The 20,979-nt window shown below is 61.6% G+C and carries 11 protein-coding genes; 4 read left to right on the forward strand and 7 right to left on the reverse strand.

Annotation, left to right across the window (positions count from 1 at the left end):
- Positions 1 to 881 precede the first annotated feature (881 nt).
- Entirely contained in the window at positions 882 to 3,734 is a 2,853-nt protein-coding gene (locus AC07VL_RS08525; RefSeq protein WP_494805451.1) for a TonB-dependent receptor domain-containing protein, read from the forward strand.
- Positions 3,735 to 4,011: 277 nt separating this feature from the next.
- On the opposite strand, the gene AC07VL_RS08530 is transcribed toward AC07VL_RS08525, so the two are convergent.
- Positions 4,012 to 4,737 (reverse strand): 16S rRNA (uracil(1498)-N(3))-methyltransferase, encoded by a 726-nt coding sequence (locus AC07VL_RS08530; protein WP_494805452.1) that lies wholly within the window; start codon positions 4,735 to 4,737, stop codon positions 4,012 to 4,014.
- Between the two features lie 186 nt (positions 4,738 to 4,923).
- On the opposite strand from AC07VL_RS08530, the gene tkt reads away from it, so the two are divergent.
- Positions 4,924 to 6,921 carry a transketolase gene (tkt, locus tag AC07VL_RS08535; RefSeq protein WP_494805453.1) on the forward strand — a complete coding sequence of 666 codons (1,998 nt, stop codon included), beginning with the start codon at positions 4,924 to 4,926 and terminating at the stop codon, positions 6,919 to 6,921.
- A 77-nt stretch (positions 6,922 to 6,998) separates the two neighbouring features.
- On the forward strand, positions 6,999 to 8,009 hold the full coding sequence (gap, locus tag AC07VL_RS08540) for a type I glyceraldehyde-3-phosphate dehydrogenase (protein ID WP_010395244.1): 1,011 nt from the start codon (positions 6,999 to 7,001) through the stop codon (positions 8,007 to 8,009).
- Positions 8,010 to 8,060: 51 nt separating this feature from the next.
- On the opposite strand, the gene AC07VL_RS08545 is transcribed toward gap, so the two are convergent.
- The 6 genes from AC07VL_RS08545 to glnE form a co-directional block, all read right to left on the reverse strand.
- Positions 8,061 to 8,258 carry a hypothetical protein gene (locus tag AC07VL_RS08545; protein WP_290608657.1) on the reverse strand — a complete coding sequence of 66 codons (198 nt, stop codon included), beginning with the start codon at positions 8,256 to 8,258 and terminating at the stop codon, positions 8,061 to 8,063.
- A gap of 138 nt (positions 8,259 to 8,396) precedes the next feature.
- Positions 8,397 to 9,179 (reverse strand): YoaK family protein, encoded by a 783-nt coding sequence (locus tag AC07VL_RS08550; protein WP_494805454.1) that lies wholly within the window; start codon positions 9,177 to 9,179, stop codon positions 8,397 to 8,399.
- Positions 9,180 to 9,289: 110 nt separating this feature from the next.
- Positions 9,290 to 9,754, reverse strand: a complete 465-nt coding sequence (locus AC07VL_RS08555; RefSeq protein WP_494805455.1) for a hypothetical protein — start codon at positions 9,752 to 9,754, stop codon at positions 9,290 to 9,292.
- A 102-nt stretch (positions 9,755 to 9,856) separates the two neighbouring features.
- Positions 9,857 to 12,703 (reverse strand): TonB-dependent receptor domain-containing protein, encoded by a 2,847-nt coding sequence (locus AC07VL_RS08560; protein ID WP_494805456.1) that lies wholly within the window; start codon positions 12,701 to 12,703, stop codon positions 9,857 to 9,859.
- A gap of 510 nt (positions 12,704 to 13,213) precedes the next feature.
- Positions 13,214 to 13,648, reverse strand: a complete 435-nt coding sequence (locus AC07VL_RS08565; RefSeq protein ID WP_494805457.1) for a hypothetical protein — start codon at positions 13,646 to 13,648, stop codon at positions 13,214 to 13,216.
- Positions 13,649 to 13,791: 143 nt separating this feature from the next.
- The gene (gene glnE, locus AC07VL_RS08570; RefSeq protein ID WP_494805458.1) at positions 13,792 to 16,545 is read right to left on the reverse strand and encodes a bifunctional [glutamate--ammonia ligase]-adenylyl-L-tyrosine phosphorylase/[glutamate--ammonia-ligase] adenylyltransferase; all 2,754 of its coding nucleotides are present in this window, start codon (positions 16,543 to 16,545) and stop codon (positions 13,792 to 13,794) included.
- A 266-nt stretch (positions 16,546 to 16,811) separates the two neighbouring features.
- Between glnE and AC07VL_RS08575 the strand changes: the two genes are divergently transcribed.
- On the forward strand, positions 16,812 to 20,975 hold the full coding sequence (locus tag AC07VL_RS08575; protein WP_494805459.1) for a YhdP family protein: 4,164 nt from the start codon (positions 16,812 to 16,814) through the stop codon (positions 20,973 to 20,975).
- Positions 20,976 to 20,979 lie beyond the last annotated feature (4 nt).

Genomic DNA, 20,979 nt, shown 5'->3' on the forward strand with positions numbered 1-20,979 from the left:
CGGCAGCGTGGTATTTTCACCGTGGTATTTGATGGGAAATACTCAGGCGTGAAAGATCAACCGGCGTCTTGATACTTCCCCGATTATATTGGGGCAGGGCGCGGTCATTTTATATTCCGGTAAATATTATTTAATTTAGGAATAGAAACGGGGAGATTGTTATTTTAAAAAGTGGCAATTTGCTGAGCTAACGCATATGAATATATGTTTTCATGCTAAATAACGCGTTCAAATGAGCAAGGGCTTTCTTATTGCCTCTGCATCATATAATGAAAAAGTGAGATTGTGATAGATTTAACTGTTGTTGTTGTGTTTTTGCAACTCTCTGCCGCTCCCCGTATCGCCGGCGTCAAAAAAATCTTATTTACGTCAGTCTGTGCGCGAAAAAAACGACGTTTTTTTCTGCATTGCACCATTTGTGTGCGAGGACTTTGCTTGGAATCGCGTGTATTCGCTGATTTTGACAGCAATTGCCATCGGATTGTGGGTTATTGCTGATTTGGGCGGCCACCACGCAGCGACTGCCTGCGCACTGCAATGCAGCACTTGATCTCGTACAACTCTCGCTATTGCCCTCGTCTGGTGCATGCACTATTGCTATCAAGCATGATGTGCTCTTTTTTCTACAGGAAACAGGAAATGCTTAATGGAAAAGTGTTGTTTCTTTGATGAATCGATTTCCAACGATTATTGACAGTGTCGCTTTGGAAATGGTTTGATGATGGCCATGTCATAGCAATCTTGCTGACCCGCTCATAAAGCGTTTAACGGTTGGATACACGGCCGCCAGCACTGGATTAAAAAAGACATAAACATATTCACATATGTTTACAAGAGCCTGACTAGATCAGTAGGTAGTAGTATTTCAAATCGGAGAACTTATGCATCAACGCACCAAGATTGCCGTAGCAGTGGCAATGGCATTGAATTCGCTGACGGCTTTCGCCCAGACGCAAGCAGCCGCAGCCGAAGCCCCGCAACGCGTGGAAATTACCGGTTCGCGTATCCGCCAAGTGGATCTCGAGACTGCCCAGCCTGTCCTGAAAATGACCGCGCAACAGATCCAGGCTAGCGGCCTGGTGACCGTTGGCGACGTGCTTAACCAGCTGACTGCGGCCGGCCCTCCAGCGTTCAGCAAGGGCGCGACCCTGACCTCGAACCGCGAACAAGGCGGCCAGTACATCGACATGCGCGGCCTCGGTTCGCAGCGCCTGCTGGTGCTGGTCAACGGCAAGCGCTGGTCCACCACCGTGGCCGGCTACACCGACATGTCCACCATCCCGACCTCGATGATCGAGCGTATCGAGATCCTGAAAGACGGCGCATCGGCCATCTACGGTTCCGACGCGATCGCCGGCGTGGTCAACATCATCCTGAAGAAGTCGATGCAGGGTGGCACGATCAGCGTGTACAAGGGCATTAACGAAAAAGGCGACGGCAAGAACTCCGACTACGATATTTCGTACGGTGGCGGCGATGAAAAAGCATCGCTGATGTTTGGTCTGTCGCACACGACTTCGGGTGCCGTATGGTCGCGTGACCGTTACATCACTTCCTACCCTTACGCCGATGCGCCAAATAATGGCCTGGGCGCAGGGCAATTCGGCCGTATTCGTCAAGTCAGCTCCGTTCCAGGCAGCGTTGGCAATGCGACCGGTTTCAACTACTACCTGAACCACAGTGGCGATGCGGGCGCGGCTTCGCGCAATCCGGCCAACTATCATACGTATGCAGGTGCGCTGGAAGACCAGTACAACACCACGCAGCAGATGATGTTCCAGGCACCAACGGACCTGACCACCATGTTCACCAAAGGCGAAATCCAGCTGCCTTGGGATATGCGCTTCAAGAGCACCGCGATGTTCTCCGAGCGTAGCTCGACACGCGTGAACGCCGGTTATCCGCTGAGCAGCCAGAACCAGTTGCGCAACCCTGTCTACATCGACAAAAACAGCTACTTCAATCCGTACGGCGCCGCAGCAACGGGCGGCACGGGCCAGGACCTGTATTTCTATCGCCGCATGATTGAAATGCCGCGTACGACGGACAGCCGCAACCAGACCGTGCATATCGATGCAACGCTGGAAGGCGATTTCACCATCGCCGGCAAGGCGTGGGGCTGGTCGGCCGGTTACAACCATAGCGCTGTCACGGGGCAGTCCAACGGTACGGGCAACATCAACCTGGTCAACCTGAAAAAGGCACTGGGTCCATCGTTCCTGAACTCGGCCGGCGTGGTGCAGTGCGGTACCGCTGCCTCCCCGATCGCTCTGGGCGAATGCTTGCCGTTTGATATTCTGGGCGGTCCTTCCGCATCGAATGCTGCAGTGCTGAACTACATCGGCAGCAACAGCCACGCCGTCTACGGCAGTACCGTCAATAGCGCAACGGCCGACATCAACGGCGAGTTGTTTACGCTGCCTGCGGGTGTGGTCGGTGTTGCTGCCGGTATCGAGCATCGCGAAGTGCGCGGCTACGATTTGCCGGACGATATGGTTGCCAACAGCCTGACGACCGATAACTCGTACAATGCCACCCGCGGCCGCTACACTGTCAAGGAAGCATATCTGGAAGCAAACATTCCGTTGCTGAAAGATGCGCCGTTCGCGAAGTTGCTGTCGATCGACTTGGCCACCCGTTATTCGGACTACAGCAATTTCGGCACGACCACGAACAGCAAAGCCAGCTTCATGTGGAAGCCGGTAAACGACCTGCTGACGCGCGGTACCTGGGCGGAAGGCTTCCGCGCACCATCGCTGGGTGATACCTTCGGCGGCGGTTCGCAAACCTACGATACCTACCTCGACGTCTGCGACACGAAACTGGGCTCCATCACGAACGCCACGATTCAGGCAAACTGCCGCGCTGCGGGCGTGCCGGCGAACTACCGTCAGCTGGGCCAGACCGGCCTGCCTGTGACCGGTTCGCAGCAAAGCCCTGTGCCTTTCAGCAGCGGCGCCGGCAACACCTCGCTGACGCCTGAAACGGCAAAAACCAAGACCCTGGGTCTGGTGTATAGCCCATCGTACGTGCCTGGCCTGACCGCCTCGCTGGACTGGTTCAACATCAAGGTCAACAATCGCATTACCGCGGTGTCGGTGGCCTACACGCTGAACCAGTGCTACCTGCAAGGCGTGCAACAGTTCTGCGACAACATCCGTCGTGATGGTACCGGTCAGATCATCGCTCTGACCCGTGGCAACACCAACCTGGGTGCCATGGAAACCGAAGGCGTGGATATCGGTCTGAACTACCGCTTGCCGCGCACCGCCTACGGTCAGTTCAACGTGCGTTCCGAGTCGACCTGGTTGAAATCGTTCCGCACGAAGAGCACGGCAACGTCCGACTGGAACGAATACGCCGGTGAATACGGTTCGAATCGCCTGAAGTCGAACCTGTCGGTGGATTGGAGCCTGGGTAACTGGGCCTCGACCGTGACGATGCGTTACTCGAGCGCCGTGAAGGATGGTTGCTACACCAGCACGATCGCTTGCTCGAATCCTGATGGCGAGTCGGCTGGTTACGGTCCATACAACAAGCTTGGTTCGTTGACCTACACCGACCTGAACGTCAGCTACTCGACGGCATGGAAGGGCAAGGTTTCGGTTGGTTCGAACAATCTGTTCAACAAGAAACCACGTTTGATCCAGAGCGATGCATCGTCGAGCTCGTCAGTTGATCCTAACTTGCCAATCGACCGTTTCGTGTACGTACGCTACAGCCAGTCGTTCTAATATGACTGCTCCGCAAGGAGTGGCCGTTTAGTCCGCATAAAACCCGCCAGGTTCGCCTGGCGGGTTTTTTTTTATGGTTATGGACCTCAGGAGGCGGGGGGAATCTTCGGCTCTGCCGAGTGTGCTGAACGGGATGGTGGCGGGAGCGGAAGCGAACCAGGAGGCCCAGGCGCGGCGTTGCCCGTGTCCGGCCGGCAAGCGTGCTGCAGGCCAGAGGGGAGGGGGGCGCCGCCCAAGGCGGCATGGCGTTTCGTTCGCTTCCTGGGGGACGGCTGGCTTACATGCCGCCCCACAGCGCGGCCAGGGCGGCCAGGGCCGTCAGGCCCGCTGTTTCCGTGCGCAGGATGCGCGGTCCCATGGACAGGCCGATGGCGCCGGCGGCCAGGGCCGCCTTTTCTTCCGCCTCCGAAAACCCCCCTTCCGGCCCCACCATCACGGTGACCGCCTGCGGCGGCTGGTGACGGGCCCATTCGGCCAGCGACTGGTCCGCGCGTGGCGTCAGGATGATGCGTTTATGTAAATCTTGCTGGCTGCTCCAGCTATTGAAGTCTTGCAACGGCGCCAGCTGCGCCAGGCGGTTGCGGCCGCTTTGTTCCGAGGCCGAGACGATGATTCCTTGCCAATGCGTCATTTTTTTCTCGGCCCGCTCGGCGGACAGGCGCACGACGCAGCGCTGCGCCGCCAGCGGCACGATGCCCGCAGCGCCCAGTTCGATGGCCTTTTCGATGATCCAGTCCATCTTCGACGCTTCCGGCAGCGCCTGCGCCAGGGTCACGGCATACGGCAATTCCGCCTCGCGCGCCACGTGCGCCTGGATCTCCGCCGTGACGCTGCGCTTGGCGACCGCCACCAGGCTGGCCTGCACTTCGCCCCCTTCGCCATTGAACAGGGTGATGAGGTCGCCCGGTGCCAGGCGCACGACCTGGATGTGGTGGGCGACGGCCTCCGGCAGGGAGACGGTGGTGCCGGCGACGAGCGGCTGGGGGCAGAAAAAACGCGGCATGCAAATCCTCAACGGGGGGAAAGTAGGGTGGAAAGACGTCAAAGTATAGCCATTTGGCGCACCAGTACGGCGCAATTCTAATTTGCAGCCCCCAGTCTGGTAAAATAGTTGACTACAGAAAGCAGCCGGCTTCCCTGTCCGCGCTGTTGCAAACGAATCCCAAACTCGCGACTGACCCACACCATCATGACAACTACGCTCCCGACTACCAAAATGGCCAATGCGATCCGCGCACTGGCAATGGACGCTGTGCAAAAGGCCAATTCCGGCCATCCAGGCATGCCGATGGGCATGGCCGAGATCGCAGTTGCCCTGTGGAGTGGTCACTATCGCCACAATCCCGCGAACCCGAAATGGCAGAACCGCGACCGTTTCCTGTTGTCCAACGGCCACGGCTCCATGCTGCACTACGCGCTGCTGCACCTGACGGGCTACGACCTGTCGATGGATGACATCAAGGCCTTCCGCCAGATGCATTCGAAAACCCCGGGCCACCCGGAAGTCGATGTCACGCCAGGCGTGGAAACGACCACCGGCCCGCTGGGCCAGGGTATCGCCAACGCCGTCGGCATGGCCCTGTCGGAGCAATTGCTGGCCGCTGAATTCAACAAGCCTGGCCACGACATCGTCAACCACTACACCTACGCCTTCGTCGGCGACGGCTGCCTGATGGAAGGCATTTCGCACGAAGTGTGCTCGCTGGCCGGCACCCTGGGCCTGAATAAACTGATCGCCCTGTACGACGACAACGGCATTTCCATCGACGGTAAAGTGGAAGGCTGGTTCACGGACGACACCCCGGCCCGCTTCGAAGCGTATGGCTGGAACGTCATCCGCGCCGTCGACGGCCACGATGTAGCCGCCGTGGCTGCCGCCATCGCCGCCGCCAAGACGGCCAGCAAGCCAACCTTGATCTGCTGCAAGACCATCATCGGCAAGGGTTCGCCGAACCTGCAAGGCGGCGACAAGGTCCACGGCGCCGCGCTGGGCGACAAGGAAATCGCTGCCGTGCGCGAGTACATCGGCTGGGATGCCGCACCGTTCGAGATGCCGGCCGACGTGTACGCGGCCTGGGATGCCAAGAAACAGGGCGCCCTGCTGGAAGCGGACTGGAACGAGCGCTTCGCCGCCTACACCCGCGAATTCCCGCAGCAAGCCGCTGAACTGACCCGCCGCATGCAAGGCGAGCTGCCACAGGCATTCGAAGCGGCCCTGAGCGCCGCCATCGCTTCCTGCGTGGAAAAGAAAGAAAACATCGCCACCCGCAAGGCCAGCCAGAACGCCATCCAGGCACTGGCGTCGTCCCTGCCGGAGTTCCTCGGCGGCTCGGCCGACCTGACCGGTTCGAACCTGACCAACTGGAAAGAATGCGTGGCCGTGCGTTCCGGCCAGCCTGGCAACCACATCAACTACGGCGTGCGCGAATTCGGCATGAGCGCCATCATGAACGGCATCACCTTGCACGGCGGCTACATTCCGTTCGGCGCCACGTTCCTGACGTTCTCCGACTACAGCCGCAATGCCCTGCGCATGGCCGCCCTGATGAAGCTGCGTTCGATCTTCGTGTTTACCCACGATTCGATCGGCCTGGGCGAAGACGGCCCGACGCACCAATCGGTCGAGCACGTCTCGTCGATGCGCCTGATCCCGAACCTGGACAACTGGCGTCCATGCGACACCGTCGAGTCGGCTGCTGCCTGGGGCGCCGCCGTGCGCCGCAAGGATGGCCCGTCGACCTTGATCTTCTCGCGCCAGAACCTGCCGTACCAGGAGCGTAGCGCCGAACAGATCGACAACATCTTCCGCGGCGGCTATGTGCTCAACGACGTGGTCGATGCCAAGGCGATCCTGATCGCCACCGGTTCCGAAGTGGAACTGGCCGTCGCCGCCGCCAGCGCGCTGGCCTCGGAAGGCATCAATGTGCGCGTCGTGTCGATGCCGTCGACCGACGTGTACGACCGCCAGGACGCCGCCTACAAGGCTAGCGTGCTGACGAAGGGCGTGCCGCGCGTGGCCATCGAGGCGGGCGTGACCAGCTTCTGGTACAAATACGTGGGCCTGGAAGGCGCCGTGGTCGGTATCGACACGTTCGGCGAATCGGCGCCGGCGGGCGTGCTGTTCAAGCACTTCGGCTTCACGGTCGAGAACGTCGTAGCCAAGGTTAAAGCTGTTATCGCTGGCTAATATTGATTTTGAGCAGACCCCGGCAAGGTAATGCCGGGGTGCTGTGCTGATACCTTTTTTTTAATCAGGAGCAGAGTATGACGATCAAAGTTGCAATCAATGGCTACGGCCGCATTGGCCGTAATGTGTTGCGCGCTTTCTACGAAGGCGGCAAGAAACAGGACATCCAGATCGTTGCCATCAATGACCTGGGCGATGCCAAATCGAACGCCCACCTGACCCGCTACGACACCGCGCACGGCAAGTTCCCGGGCACGGTCACCGTCGAAGGCGACAACATGATCGTCAATGGCGATCCGATCCGCGTGTTTGCACAGCGCAATCCGGCTGAAATCCCATGGGGCGAGCTGGGCGTGGACGTCGTGCTGGAATGCACGGGCTTCTTCACCACCAAAGAGAAAGCTTCGGCTCACCTGAAGGGCGGCGCCAAGAAAGTCATCATCTCGGCACCAGGCGGCAAGGACGTTGACGCCACCGTCGTGTTCGGCGTGAACCACTCGGTGCTGAAGTCGACGGACACCGTCATCTCGAACGCGTCGTGCACCACCAACTGCCTGGCACCGCTGGTCAAGCCGCTCAACGACGCCATCGGCATCGAAACGGGCCTGATGACCACCGTGCACGCCTACACCAACGACCAGGTGCTGTCCGACGTGATGCATGAAGACCTGCGCCGCGCCCGTTCGGCCACCATGAGCATGATCCCGACCAAGACGGGCGCTGCCGCCGCCGTGGGCCTGGTGCTGCCTGAGCTGAATGGCAAGCTGGACGGCTTCGCCATCCGCGTGCCGACCATCAACGTGTCGCTGGTCGACCTGTCCTTCATCGCCAAGCGCGACACCACGGTGGAAGAAGTCAACGCCCTGATGAAAGCCGCGTCGGAAGGCGCCCTGGAAGGCATCCTGACGTACCAGACCGAACCGCTGGTCTCGATCGACTTCAACCACAATCCGGCATCGTCGAACTTCGATTCGACCCTGACCAAGGTCTCGGGCCGCCTGGTGAAAGTATCGTCGTGGTACGACAACGAGTGGGGTTTCTCGAACCGCATGCTCGACACCACCGTCGCACTGATGTCGGCCAAGTAATTCTGGCCTGCATATGAAAAACGCCCGCAAGGGCGTTTTTTTTTCGTCTGCTTAGTCGTCGGCGCCAAGGTGCTGGCATTGGTGGAACCAGCGTTCGCAGGATTCCTGATTGCCCTGGTAACAGCTGTTGAGGATGTAATCGCAGCTATCCGAAGGAATCCATGCGCGCACGGCGGCCGTGCTGGAGAAGGACGCGGCGATGCCGACAGCGGCGGCAAAGACAAACAGGGCTTTTTTGATGGAAATCATTTTTCTCGCTTTCAGAATTGGACAACAGTAGGGTGTCGAATCAAAAGGCCGCCACGGCACGCGTGATGCGCTTGCCGGACGCAGAAAAATATTAGCATTAAAACCAATAAATTATTGCTATAAAGAAAAATATTTCTGCTAACGCAAGGTGTGGGCGTGCAGGCGGCGCCGGTAGAAGCGCCACAGCAGGCGCAGGTCGCGCAGCACGGGCACGCCGGACAGCAGGGTCAGCACGCCGGCGAGGATGATGGTGGTGGCAGGAAAGCCGATGTGCTTGAAGGACAGCGCGCCGCTGACGCCACCCATGAAGAAGCAGGCGATCAGCAGGCTGTGCGTTTTCAGCTTGCCGCGGTTGACCTTGACGACGCGGTCCGGTAGCTGGCGCCGGTTGTAATATGCCATCTTGCCCAGTTCGATGCCGATATCGGTGGACAGGCCCGTCACGTGGGTGGTGCGGATGACGGCGCCCGAGATCTTGGTGATGATGGCGTTCTGCAAGCCCATCACAAAGCACAGCAGCAAGATGGTGACGGGACCCAGCACGTCGGGCATGGCGGCCAGGTAGCCACCCGTCAAGCCGAACAGCAGCAGCAGGGCCGCTTCCAGCAGCAGGCTGGCGGCGAACTGGCTGTGCAGGCGCCGGCGCTTGCCCCAGTTCACCATGATGGCCGTCACGGCGGCGCCGCTGACAAAGGCCAGCCAGGCGCCCAGGGCGGCCAGTGCCAGCGTGACATTGCCCAGCGCCAGGTCGTCGGCCATGCCCGAGACGATGCCCGTCATGTGCGAGGTATAGCCGCCGATGGCGAGGAAACCGCCCGCATTCACGGCACCGGCCACCAGCGCCAGCACGCAGCCCAGCTGGAGGTTGGCATGCTGGTCGCGCGTGGCGCCGCTCAGGCGTGACAGGTAATGCAAGGGCATGGAAAAAAGTTTCCTTTGGCAAGACAGCGTTGATCCCTATCATACGCCCCGCGGCCGTCGCGGGCTATCATCAGGGCACGCTGCGTGGCAATGGGCCAGCCTGCTCGATGCTACTGGATGCGCACCACCTTGGGCGAGCGGGAAGCGCCTTCGATATCCAGGAAGATCGCGCCCAGCATGCCGCGCACCAGGGTGACTTTCAAGTCCTTGCCGACCACCACGCCATCGCTGCCGTCGACGACTCTCCAGCGCTGGCCATTGGCCAGGGTGATGGTCTGCCCCGGTTGCCAGCCTTCGAACTTGCCGGGAATATGGCTGTCCAGGCTGGCCAGTTGCTGCGCCGGCATGGCATCGACGGCGCGTTTTTGCTTGCCTTCCATGCCGAAGGCCTGTTTTTGCTGTTCCACCGTCCTGGGCGCCACGGCCACCGCCGTGGCCGGTGCGGCACCGACGGGCATGGCGTCATAGCAGGCCAGGCGTGCCGCGCCATCCTTGAGCGTGCGGCAGTGCAGGGTTGCCGCATCGTCGGCCAGGGCCGGGCCGCACACGGCCAGCAACAGTAATAATTTTTTCATGTCCAGTTCCTGTCGTTTCTTCTGCGGAAAAGAAAACGGCGCACCGTAGCGCGCCGTCGTTGCGGGGATGGAAGGCGGTGGCGCCCTCCATCCGCTGCAGGATTACATCGTCACGCGCAGGCCGGCATAGTAGCGGCGGCCGATGGCATCATACGTACCGGCATCCGTGTTGGTACCGGTGCTGTTGCCTGGCAAACCGCTCAGGATCGGTGGTGCCGACGTGTCGAAGGCATTGTCGATACCCAGGTACAGCTGCACTTGCTTCTTCACGTCGAACGTGAGCTGGAAGTCCTGGTAGGTACGCGAACCAACCTTGAGCGAGTTGGCTGGCAGGTCGAGCTGCGCCAGGAACTGGTCATCCAGCGAGGAGCGGCCGATGTAAGTCGTGGTGCTGCTGATGCCGAAGCTGCCCCATTTGTAGGCCAGGTTCAGGTTAGCCTTGTTCTTGGCTGCGCCGACTTCGCCAGCAAACGGGTCCTTGTCTTCGCCTTTCAGAGGAATGACATAACCCTCTTTGACGTAGGTGTATTGCATCTTCGCGGTCAGGCGGCCTGGTCCGACCATATCCGCCCACGAAGCGGTCAAGTCGATACCTTCGGTGCCCAGGCCGCCGCTGTTCGATACGGCCGAATCGATGTAGCTGAGCGTACCGATGTTGTTGCCGCCGCCGGTAGCGGTGCGACGCGTGATGAACTTGCACAGCTCAGGATTGCCGCCGCCATAGCACTGGCTCAGCGAGTACTGGCGTGGCGTGCTGACGATGGCATCGGAGATCTTGATGTCGAAGTAATCCGCCGTGAAGGTGAACTTGCTCAGCATCGGGATCGAACGCGGGGTCAGCACCACGCCGACGGTCGTCGAACGGCCTTGTTCCGCCTTCAGGTTCGGATTGCCGCGATCGTAGCCGCTGATGCCTTGCAGGTCCGACTGCGTTTGCGTGAAGACGCCATTGGCCTGGATATTGGCCAATACATTCGGATCGGCGCGGCAGCCTGCCGAGAATTCCGTGGTGGACGTCGCGGTGACGCCTTTGCACGGATCAGAGATGCCTGGCGGGAAGGTTTGGCTCGCTGGCGAATACAGTTCGTTGATATTCGGCGCGCGGGTCGAAATCGAGCGCGTGGCACGGAATTTCACATCCGACGTCGGCGCCCATTCCAGGCCCGTGTTCCAGCTGTTGGTGTGGCCGACCGTCGAGTAGTCGCCGACGCGGTAGGCTGCACGGAAGTCCAGCTGCTTGGCAAGGAACTTGTCCTTCAGAATCGGTACCAGGGTTTCCAGGTAGGCTTCCTTGACCTGGAACTTGCCGTAGGTCGGTGGCGCGGCATTGCCGGCGTTCAAGCCTGCCTGGGTCAGCGGATCGGCCACGCTGCTCGATTCTTCCTGACGCCATTCGACGCCGCCCGACAGGCCAACTTTACCTGCTGGCAACTGGAACAACTCGCCGCTCAAGTTACCGCCAGCCACTTTTTGCGTGGTTGACGTGATCAGGGAGCCTGGTGCCGTCACATATTTCAGGGCTTCCGGCGAAATGGAATTGAAGCCGAACAGATTGACGGGCACGCAGCCTTGCAGACGCGCGATCGGATCCGCGCACATTGCACCGCCCTTGCCATCAGGAATCGCCAGCAAGGCATTGCGGAAGCTCATGACATTGACCTGGCCGGTCGAGTTCTGTGCTTCCTTGGTCTTGCCGTACGATACGAAGGCTTCATAGTTCCAGTCCTTGATCATGCCTTTCAGGCCGGTCGCCAGGCGGAAGGTGTCGCGTTCTGCCGTATTGCCACGCGTGCCCACTTCGGACAGGCGGCGCGAGAAGGTGTAGTCCGGAATGCCATCGCCATTGGTGTCGGTGGCGCGGTCATACAGGTACTGCGGCACCAGCGGATTGCGCACGAGGACGCCATTGACCATGCTGCCGACTGGCACTGCGCCAGCGGTCGGGAAGATATCCTTCGATTGCAGGCCGAATGGTTCGATGCGCGAGGTGACCTTGGTCGACGCGTAGGTGCCTTCGAAGAAGGCGCTGTGGTTTTCGTCGAAGGCATGGTTGCCGTTCGTGGCGAACAGGAAACGTTCCGTCGGCACGGCGATCGTGCGCAGCGCATTGCGGTTGTAGCCTGTTGCCGCCTGGGTGGCCGAGCCGTTGGTGGACCAGGGAATGATGTTGCCGGCGCGGTCATAGGTAAAGTCGCCCGCAGTCTTGCCGGAACCGTACAGGAAGCGGCCTTGCGGTGCGATGCCCGAGTAGAACGGTGTTTCTGGCGTAAAGATGTCGGCCGGATCGCCCGTGAGGGTGCCCAGCGACTGGTTGTCGACATCGGTGCCCGGACGGTTGCGCGAGTACACGGCGCCTTGTTTCGAGTAGCCGAAGTGGCCCATGATATTGCTGGCGCCGTCGGCGCTGCTGGTACCGAAGGTTATTGCCAGTTTTTTCTTCGAGTCGTCGTGGTAGTCGCTCTGGCCCAGCGAGGCGTCCACCAGCACGCCGTTGAAGTTACGCTTCAGGATGATGTTGACCACGCCGGCCACGGCATCCGAGCCGTAGGCGGCCGAGGCGCCACCGGTCAGCAGTTCGACGCGCTCGATGAAGTCGGTCGGGATGGTGTTCATGTCGACGGCGGATTCGCCGGGCACGCCCGCGACAAAGCGGCGGCCGTTGACCAGCACCAGGGTACGCGAGGTACCGAGGTTGCGCAGGTCAATCGTAGCGACGCCGACGCTGGCGGTCTGGAAATTGGAGTTGGTGCGGCTGATGCTCGGCGCGCCCAGGGTCGGATTTTTCAGCAGCAATTCTTGCAGGTTGGTGGCGCCGGAAGCGGCGATGTCGGCCGACGTCAGGATTTGCAGCGGCGATGGCGATACGGCATTGGGCGAAGTCAGGCGCGAACCCGTGACTTGTACCTTGGTGACATTGTCATCCTCTGTCTGGGCAAATGCGGAGTGCATGGTGAGCGCGATACTGCCTGCGCACACCAGTCTGATCGAGCGTGAAAGAACTGTTTCCTTGAGCATTGTCGAATCCCTTGTGTTGTAAGTTAATAATTATTTTTTAAAAAACTTTACGACGATCGACTGTACCTAGGCACAAGTTTCAAGTCAATTTAATACTTGCAATCTTTAAAAATAACAACAACTTGCATAATTATTATTTATTTTTTCGGAGCGCTTTTTTTTTCATGACGGGCGACATGAATGTCATCGTGCATGATGCCCGCAGCGGAAAATATTTATCTGGAATTAAAAGCCCCGTGCTTTGCCGTCGCCATGGCGCACGTTTGAATGTATAGACAATATCGGAGGAGGGACACTGCAATTGGAAGATGCCTCGTCATTCAGGATGCCCCGCTTTCATTTGTCATTATGATTTTGCATAATTGACATTATTTCCTCATGCCAAAGCTCAGGAACATATAAAGACGTAAATAAACCCCTCATTTTTTGCGGTTTTTGCGGGGTTTAATTTCCTTTTTGAAACTTAAGATGATATTTTGCAAATGCATGAAGAGGGAAGGCCACGCTTGCCGGTGTTGCATGCGGACACCGGCCCGTGCCAGCATGCAGACGGGCGATGGGCATGGAATAGTTGTTTTGCCGGGAAAACAAGGCACTGGTATTTTCTGGTAAGCGAATATAGTCAGCGACGCTGATTGCCGGATATTTCCAGATAAACAGGAAATGGTGATGGCCTGATTTATTTATTTTTTTTAAGAAAAATAGAATGAGAATGGCCGTGTCTTTTTTATTGCGGAGTGCAGCGGAGAATATAATGGATATTTTATTTTTGAATGGCGAGGCATAAAAAGCCTGCGGCCGCATGGCGCTAACGGGGCGCTGCCAGGATGTGGCGCGAGGGCGACGGCGGCGCCGGCGCGCGGTGCCGGGGGCTTGCACTTCGTTGTGGTAATTACGCGACAACCGGCGCCGTCAACGTCGCCGATGGGCGCGCTGACGGGGGAAAAACGTGGCCGTCCAGGCGTGCCTTGCACGCGCCACGGCGTGCCAGGGAACGGTCGCGGCAGTGGCGGATTGCTGTGCTAGCCGGCGTCCTGGAAGATGGAGCGCCACAGGCGGCGTACATTGTCCGCGTGCAGCTGTACCCGCTCCGGTTCCACGCGGGCCAGGTCCTGCCCCTGCAGGCGCAGCTGGTGCTGCAGCTTGCGCAGCGCCCGGTAGGCGTCGGCCACGGAGGCGGCCAGTTGCGCGTCGATCAGCCCCAGTTCGCCGCACAGGCGCAGCAGGGCGATGTTGCCCGAGTTGGCCGTCAGCTGCGGATATTGCGCCGCATGCTGCAGCACCAGGTACTGCACCATGAACTCGATGTCGATCATGCCGCCCGGGTCCTGTTTCAAATCAAAGTTGCCGGGGCGGGGCGGGTGGGCATCGAGCATTTTCTTGCGCATGGCCACCACTTCGCCCTTGAGCGGGCCGTTTTCCGGGCGTTCCTTGCGCAGGATGGTGTCGCGGATGCGTTCGAAGTGCTTGCCGATGGTGGCGTCGCCGGCGCAGAAGCGCGCGCGCGTCAGGGCCTGGTGCTCCCACACCCAGGCGGCGCTGCCCTGGTAGCGCTCGAAGGCTTGCACGCTGGAGACCAGCATGCCCGAGGCGCCGTCGGGGCGCAGGGCGATGTCGATGTCGAACAGGATGCCGGCCGAGGTGTGCGAGGTCATCCAGGTAATGAAACGCTGCGCCAGCTTGGCGTACAGGCCGGGGGCTTCCTGGTCGTCGTCGTCGAACAGGAAGATGACGTCCAGGTCGGAAACATAGCCCAGTTCCTTGCCGCCCAGCTTGCCATACGCGATGACGGCGAATTTCGGCACCTCGCGGTGGCGGCTGGGGATGGTTTGCCACACGGCTTGCACGGTGGCGGCGACGATGATGTCGGCCAGCTGCGACAGGTAGTCGGCCAGCTTTTCCACGCTCAGGTCGCCCGCCAGGTCTTGCGCCAGGCACTGGAACAGCTGGGCATGGTGCATTTCGCGCAGGATATCCATCTGCCGTTCCGTATCGCCGGGGGCGTCGTCGAGCTGGCGCTGCAAATCCAGGGCCAGGGCGGCCGGGTCCGGCACAGTGTGGCGGATGCGCTCGTCGAGCAGCTCGTCGAGCAGGATGGGGTGTTGCGTGAGGAAGGTGGCGGCCCAGCCGCTGGCGCACACCATGCGCACGACCCGTTCCAGCGTGTGCGGGTATTCCGTCAGCAGCGACAGATAGGCGGAGCGGCGCGCAATGGCTTCCAGGAAATCGAGCAGGCGCCCCAGGGTGGCCAGCTGGCTGGCCTTGCCCGTCGTGATGGAGCAGTCGGCGATCAGGGGCAGGGCGGAATTGACGAGGGCCACCAAACGCGTGCGGCTCGCCTCGGGCAGCGATTGCAGGCGCGGCGCCTGCCACGTGGCCAGCAGGCGCCGCGCGCAGGCGGCCGGCTCGTCGAAACCGAGGGCGGCAAAGCGCGCCTCAATGGCTTCCTGCTGGTCCGAGGCGGCGCAGTCGTTCGACGTCTGCGGGTCGATGCCCGTGTCGGCCGGCGGCGTGCCGCTGCTCTTGTCGCTGAACATCTCGTCGAACTGGCCGGCAACAAACACGCGGTGCGCTTCCAGACTGGCCAGCAGGGTGGGCGTGTCGGGCAAGCCCATCATCTGCGCCACGGTCAGGCGGTCGGCCTCGTTCGCGGGCAGGGTATGGGTTTGCGCATCGTCAAGATACTGCAGCCGGTGTTCCAGGTTGCGCAGGAAGGTGTAGGAACCGAGCAACTGTTCCACGATGGCCGGTTCCAGCAATCCCTTGTCGGCCACCGTGCGCAGGGTGGCGCGCGTGGAACGGTCGCGCAGTTCGGCGTCGCGTCCGCCCCGTATCAATTGAAACACTTGCGCGAGGAATTCGATTTCGCGGATGCCGCCGCGGCCCAGCTTGACGTTGTTGCTGCGGTCCGGGTGCAGCCGCTCCTGGCGGTTGACCTCGGCGCGGATCTGCCCGTGCATGGTGCGGATGGCATCGATGACGCCGAAATCGAGGTAGCGGCGGAAGACGAAGGGACGCACGATGGCGTCGAGCGCGGCGATATCCTCGGCCTTGCCCGTCACGGCGCGCGCCTTGACCCAGGCATAGCGCTCCCATTCGCGCCCCTGCACGATCAGGTATTGCTCCACCATGCCCAGGCTGGCGGCGAGGGGCCCCGAGTTGCCGTTCGGGCGCAGCGCCATGTCGACGCGGAAAGTGAAGCCATCCTGGGTGATCTCGGCCAGGGCGGCGATCAGCTTCTTGCCCATGCGAATGAAAAACTCATGGTTGGACAGGCTGCGCTGGCCCGGCCCTGTCACTTGCGTGTCGCCATCTTCCGGGTAAACAAAGATCAGGTCGATGTCGGACGACACATTCAGCTCGCCGCCGCCCTGCTTGCCCATCGCCAATACCATCAATGCCTGTTCCTCGCCCGATTCCTCGCCCACGGGCATGCCGTGCTGGGCCACCATCTCGGCCATGATGGCGTCCACCTGCGTGCGGATGGCGAAGTCGGCAAAGCCCGTCATGGCCGTGACGACTTCGTTCAGGTCGGCCTGGCCGCCAAGGTCGCGTTCGATCAAACCGCAGACGAGCAGGTTGCGCAGGCGGCGCATGGCCCGCTCGGCCGGCAGGGGCGGCGTGGCCGTGTTTGCCTGGGCGGCCAGCGCGGCGGCGAAGTCGAGCTGGTCCAGCGGTGCGCGCACCAGCTCGGCCACCTGCGCGGCGCGCTCGGGGGCGGCGCCCAGCCAGCGCTGGTAGAAACGGGAGGCGGAAATCAAAGGCGTTTGGCTCATGGTGACGGTGTCGGTAGGTGCTGCGTGGATGCTGCGTGCATGGTTGTCGGTTAAATGGCTGCGAACGGCGGGGGATGCGGTAAAATTGTGCCGCTGGCAGGGTTGCTGCCGGCCGTGCACGGTCTCCCGGACGATGGTAAGGGAGGCTTTGCTCAGACGCAAGCGCAAGGATGCAGGCGCGCACCACGAATTCAGACGATTTTTGCCATTATTTGACGCCGGGCCAGTTTATTAGCTTATTGATGCAAAAACCGCCAGAAGCAAGCGTGACAGAACATGTGCCACTGGCCCTGCGCTGGCAGCGGCTGCGTGCCGCCTATCGCATGGCGAACCTGGCCACCCACCACGTGCTGGGTTTCACCGTGAAACTGGTGCTGCTGGCGTATTTCGCCTTCGCCGTGCTGTTTCTCTTCCTCCGTTACGCCATCCTGCCGAATATCGATTACTACAAGGGCGATATCGAGCGCGCCGCCAGCCGCGCGCTGGGCAATCCCGTCAGTATCGCGCGTATCTATGCTTCCTGGCATGGCGTACGCCCCAACCTGTTCCTGGGCGACGTGACCTTGCGCGACCAGACGGGCCGCCAGGCGCTGAGCCTGCCGAGCGTGTCGGCCACCCTGTCGTGGTGGAGCGTGCTCGGTTCCGTGCGCTTTGATACACTGGAAATCACGCGGCCCGACCTGGACGTGCGGCGCAGCAAGGAAGGCAAGCTGTACGTGGCGGGGGTGCTCGTCGACAGCAAGCAGGGCAGCGATGGCAAGGGCGCCGACTGGCTGCTGTCGCAGCACGACATCATCATCCGCGACGGCAAGGTGCGCTGGACGGACGAGGCGCGCGGCACGCCCGAGCTGGCGTTGACCCAGCTCAATGTCTTGCTGCGCAACCGCTGGCGCAGCCACCGCCTGGGCTTGCAGGCGACGCCGCCCGCCAGCCTGGCCGCGCCCATCGATGTGCGCGCTCACTTCACGCATCCGCCTTTCAGCAAGCGCATCTCGGACGTGTCGATGTGGAAGGGCGAGCTGTATGCGGACCTGAAAAACGCCGACCTGGCCGCCTGGCGCCGCTACCTCGATTACCCGTTCGAGCTGAGCCAGGGCAAGGGCGCCCTGCGCGCCTGGCTGAGCCTGGATCACGCGCGCCTGGCCGGCTTCACGGCCGATGTAGGCTTGACGGATGTGCAGGCGCAGCTGGGCGAGCATATCGCGCCGCTCGACCTGCTGACGGTGAGTGGACGCATTTCGGCAAAGGAAGACCTGTCGGCCCAGGTGCCGGACGGCAAGCCGACTTTCGGCGCAAACGGCCACCAGGTGGAGTTGACGAATTTCGCTTTGGAAACACGCGATGGCCTCAGCCTGCCGCCCACGACCCTGTCCGAGCGCTATGTTGCCGCCACCAGGCGCAAGCCGGCGCAGACGGAAATCGCGGCCCAGTCCCTCGATTTGCAGACCCTGGCCGCGCTGGCCGACAAGCTGCCGCTGGGCCAGCAGCAGCGCCAGCGCCTCGACGCCCTGGCGCCACGGGGCCGCCTGCAGGATTTTTCCGCGCAATGGCAGGGCGATATCGCCACGCCCGCCAGCTACCGCCTGCGCGGCAAGCTGGTCGAACTGGGACTCAATGCGCAGCCCGCCCGCCTGGCCGTGGCGAAGACGGCGACCAGCCCCGCGCAGGCCGCCGCCCCGGCCATTCCCGGTTTCGACCACCTGACGGGCACGATCGACGCCAGCGACAAGGGCGGCAGCATCGCCATCGACGCGCAGGACCTGGTGCTGCAATTGCCTTCCTACCTGAGCGAACCGGCCATGCCGTTCGCGCAATTCGCCATGCAGGCACGCTGGACGTTTGAAGCGGACAACATGCTGCAGGTCGAGTTGGACAAGCTGGACTTCGACCAGCAAGGCTTGCGCGTGGCCCTGCATGGCTCGCACCGCATGCCGCTCGACGGCAAGGACCCGGGCCAGGTAGACCTGACGGGCACGATCGATAATTTCCAGATCAATACCATCGGCCGCTACCTGCCCATGCAGACGCCGGAGCACCTGCGCCACTGGCTGACGGGCGCGCTGGAAGGCGGCGTGGCGCGCGATGTCAGCCTGCGCCTGCGCGGCGAACTCGCGCATTTCCCCTTCAAGGCAGACACGCCCGCGCAGCGCAGCCGCGGCGACTTCCGCATCGCCGGCAAGATCGACAACGGCACCCTGAACTATGCGCCCGGCGAATTTGCCGAAAGCGGCCCGCTGGCCGGCAAGGCGCCGTTGTGGCCGCAGGCGGAGAAAATCAAGGGCAGCTTCGTCTTCGAGCGGGCGCGCATGGAAATCCGCGGCGACACGGCTACCACGGGCGGCGTGGCCTTGACGAACGTCAAGGCCGTGATTCCCGACCTGACCGTGTTCGATACCCTGCTCGACATCGACGGCAACGCGGCCGGCCCCATGCAGGAATTCCTCAAGTACGTGACGGCCAGCCCCGTGCTGGGCTGGATCGAGCATTTTACGGATGAAACCACGGCCACCGGCAACGCCAGGCTGGCACTCAAATTGCACTTGCCCATCGAGCGCCTGCTGGAATCGACCGTGCAGGGCAGCCTGCAGCTGGCCGGCAATGACGTGGTGCTGTTCCATGACATGCCGCCCGTGCTGGGCGCGCAGGGCAAGATCGAATTCAATGAAAAGGGCGTCAACCTGAACGGCCTGAATGGCAGCCTGCTGGGCGGGCCGCTGGCCATCTCGGGCGGCACGCAGCCGGACAATTCCATCCAGGTGAAAATCGCCGGCAACATGACCATCGACGGCTTGCGCAAGACGTATCCGGCGCCCGTGCTGCAGCGCCTGGCCAAGCACTTGAACGGCGGCGCGCGCTACAGCGGCCTGATCACGGCGCGCGACCACCAGGTGGTGGTCAATGTCGAGTCGCCGCTGACGGGCCTGGGCCTGGATTTCCCCGCGCCCCTGAAAAAGCCGGCCGGCGACAGCCTGCCCGTGAAATTCACCCTGACGGGCAATGCGGCCAACGGGGCCGGCCTGCGCACGGACGAGATCCGCATCGCGCTGGGGGCCGGCATCGCGGCCCGCTACCAGCGCCAGAAGCAAGGCAAGGAGCCGTGGCGCCTGGTGCGCGGTGGCATCGGCGTGAACGTTCCGGCGCCGGAACCGGACAGCGGCATGATGCTCAATGTAAATATGAAGGCGCTCGACGTGGACAGCTGGATCGACGCCGGCAGCGAAATTGCCGGCAGCGGCACGGTCCCGGCCGACGGCGCCGCCGCCGATGGCGATGCGCCCGATATCGCGCAATACGTGGTGCCCGACATGATGGCGGCCCGCGCGGGCGAGCTGATGCTGGGCGAGCGCAAGCTGGAAAACGTCGTCGTGGGCGCAACGCACCAGAAAGACGTGTGGCAGGCCAATATTGATGCGAAACAAGTTTCGGGCTACGTGACGTGGCTGGAAACCCCGTCCGGCCTGGGCAAGATGACGGCCCGCCTGTCCTCGCTGATCATCCCGGAATCGGCCGCCAACGACGTGAAGAATTTGTTGGAAGGCAAGAGCGGCGCCCAATCGATTCCCTCGCTCGATATCGTTGCCGAGCAGTTTGAACTGTTCAACAAGAAGATCGGCCGGCTCGAACTGCAGGCGTATAACACCATGGCTGCCGGCGGGCGCGAGTGGCGCGTGGGCAAGCTGCAACTGTCCAATCCCGACGGCGCCCTGAGCGGCAATGGCAAATGGGTCATCAAGGATGGGCAAAGCACGACCAGCCTGCGTTTCGGCCTCGACATCGTCGACGCGGGCAAGCTGCTGGACCGCTTCGGCTTTGCCGACACGGTGCGCCGCGGCAAGGGGCGCCTGAGCGGCGACATCGCCTGGAATGGCTTGCCGTATTCGCTCGACATCCCCACCCTGTCGGGACAGATCGAGATGAACGTGGAGTCGGGCCAGTTCCTCAAGCAGGACCCGGGCGCGGCCAAGCTGTTGGGCGTGCTCAGCCTGCAAGCCTTGCCGCGCCTGCTGAAACTCGATTTCCACGACGTGTTTTCCGAAGGCCTGGCCTTCGACGGCATCACGGCCAATGCCAGCATCAAGCGCGGCGTGGTCAGCACCGACAATCTCAAGATGCACGGCGTGGCCGCCACGGTGCTGATGGATGGCACGGCCGATATCGCCAATGAAACGACGAATTTGCACGTGGTGGTGATCCCGGAATTCAACCTGGGCACGGGCCCGCTCGTCTACGCGCTGGCCGTCAACCCCGTCATCGGCCTGGGCAGCTTCCTGGCGCAGCTGTTCCTGCGCGCTCCCGTGATGAAGGCGCTGACCTATCATATGCAGATCGCCGGCCCGTGGAAGTCGCCCGTGGTGACGAAGCTCGATGGTGGTAAATTGGAGCCTGTCGCCACGCCGGCAGCGGCGGCGAAAGATGCTGTGGCGAAATAAGTGC

The sequence above is a fragment of the Janthinobacterium sp. GW821-FHT03C08 genome (assembly GCF_059420905.1).

What these genes read in the sequence shown, in the direction of transcription:
- AC07VL_RS08525 (WP_494805451.1), top strand. Translation starts at nt 882, where the DNA reads ATGCATCAACGCACCAAGATTGCCGTAGCAGTGGCAATGGCATTGAAT.
- AC07VL_RS08530 (WP_494805452.1), bottom strand. Translation starts at nt 4,737, where the DNA reads ATGCCGCGTTTTTTCTGCCCCCAGCCGCTCGTCGCCGGCACCACCGTC.
- tkt (WP_494805453.1), top strand. Translation starts at nt 4,924, where the DNA reads ATGACAACTACGCTCCCGACTACCAAAATGGCCAATGCGATCCGCGCA.
- gap (WP_010395244.1), top strand. Translation starts at nt 6,999, where the DNA reads ATGACGATCAAAGTTGCAATCAATGGCTACGGCCGCATTGGCCGTAAT.
- AC07VL_RS08545 (WP_290608657.1), bottom strand. Translation starts at nt 8,258, where the DNA reads ATGATTTCCATCAAAAAAGCCCTGTTTGTCTTTGCCGCCGCTGTCGGC.
- AC07VL_RS08550 (WP_494805454.1), bottom strand. Translation starts at nt 9,179, where the DNA reads ATGCCCTTGCATTACCTGTCACGCCTGAGCGGCGCCACGCGCGACCAG.
- AC07VL_RS08555 (WP_494805455.1), bottom strand. Translation starts at nt 9,754, where the DNA reads ATGAAAAAATTATTACTGTTGCTGGCCGTGTGCGGCCCGGCCCTGGCC.
- AC07VL_RS08560 (WP_494805456.1), bottom strand. Translation starts at nt 12,703, where the DNA reads ATGCACTCCGCATTTGCCCAGACAGAGGATGACAATGTCACCAAGGTA.
- glnE (WP_494805458.1), bottom strand. Translation starts at nt 16,545, where the DNA reads ATGAGCCAAACGCCTTTGATTTCCGCCTCCCGTTTCTACCAGCGCTGG.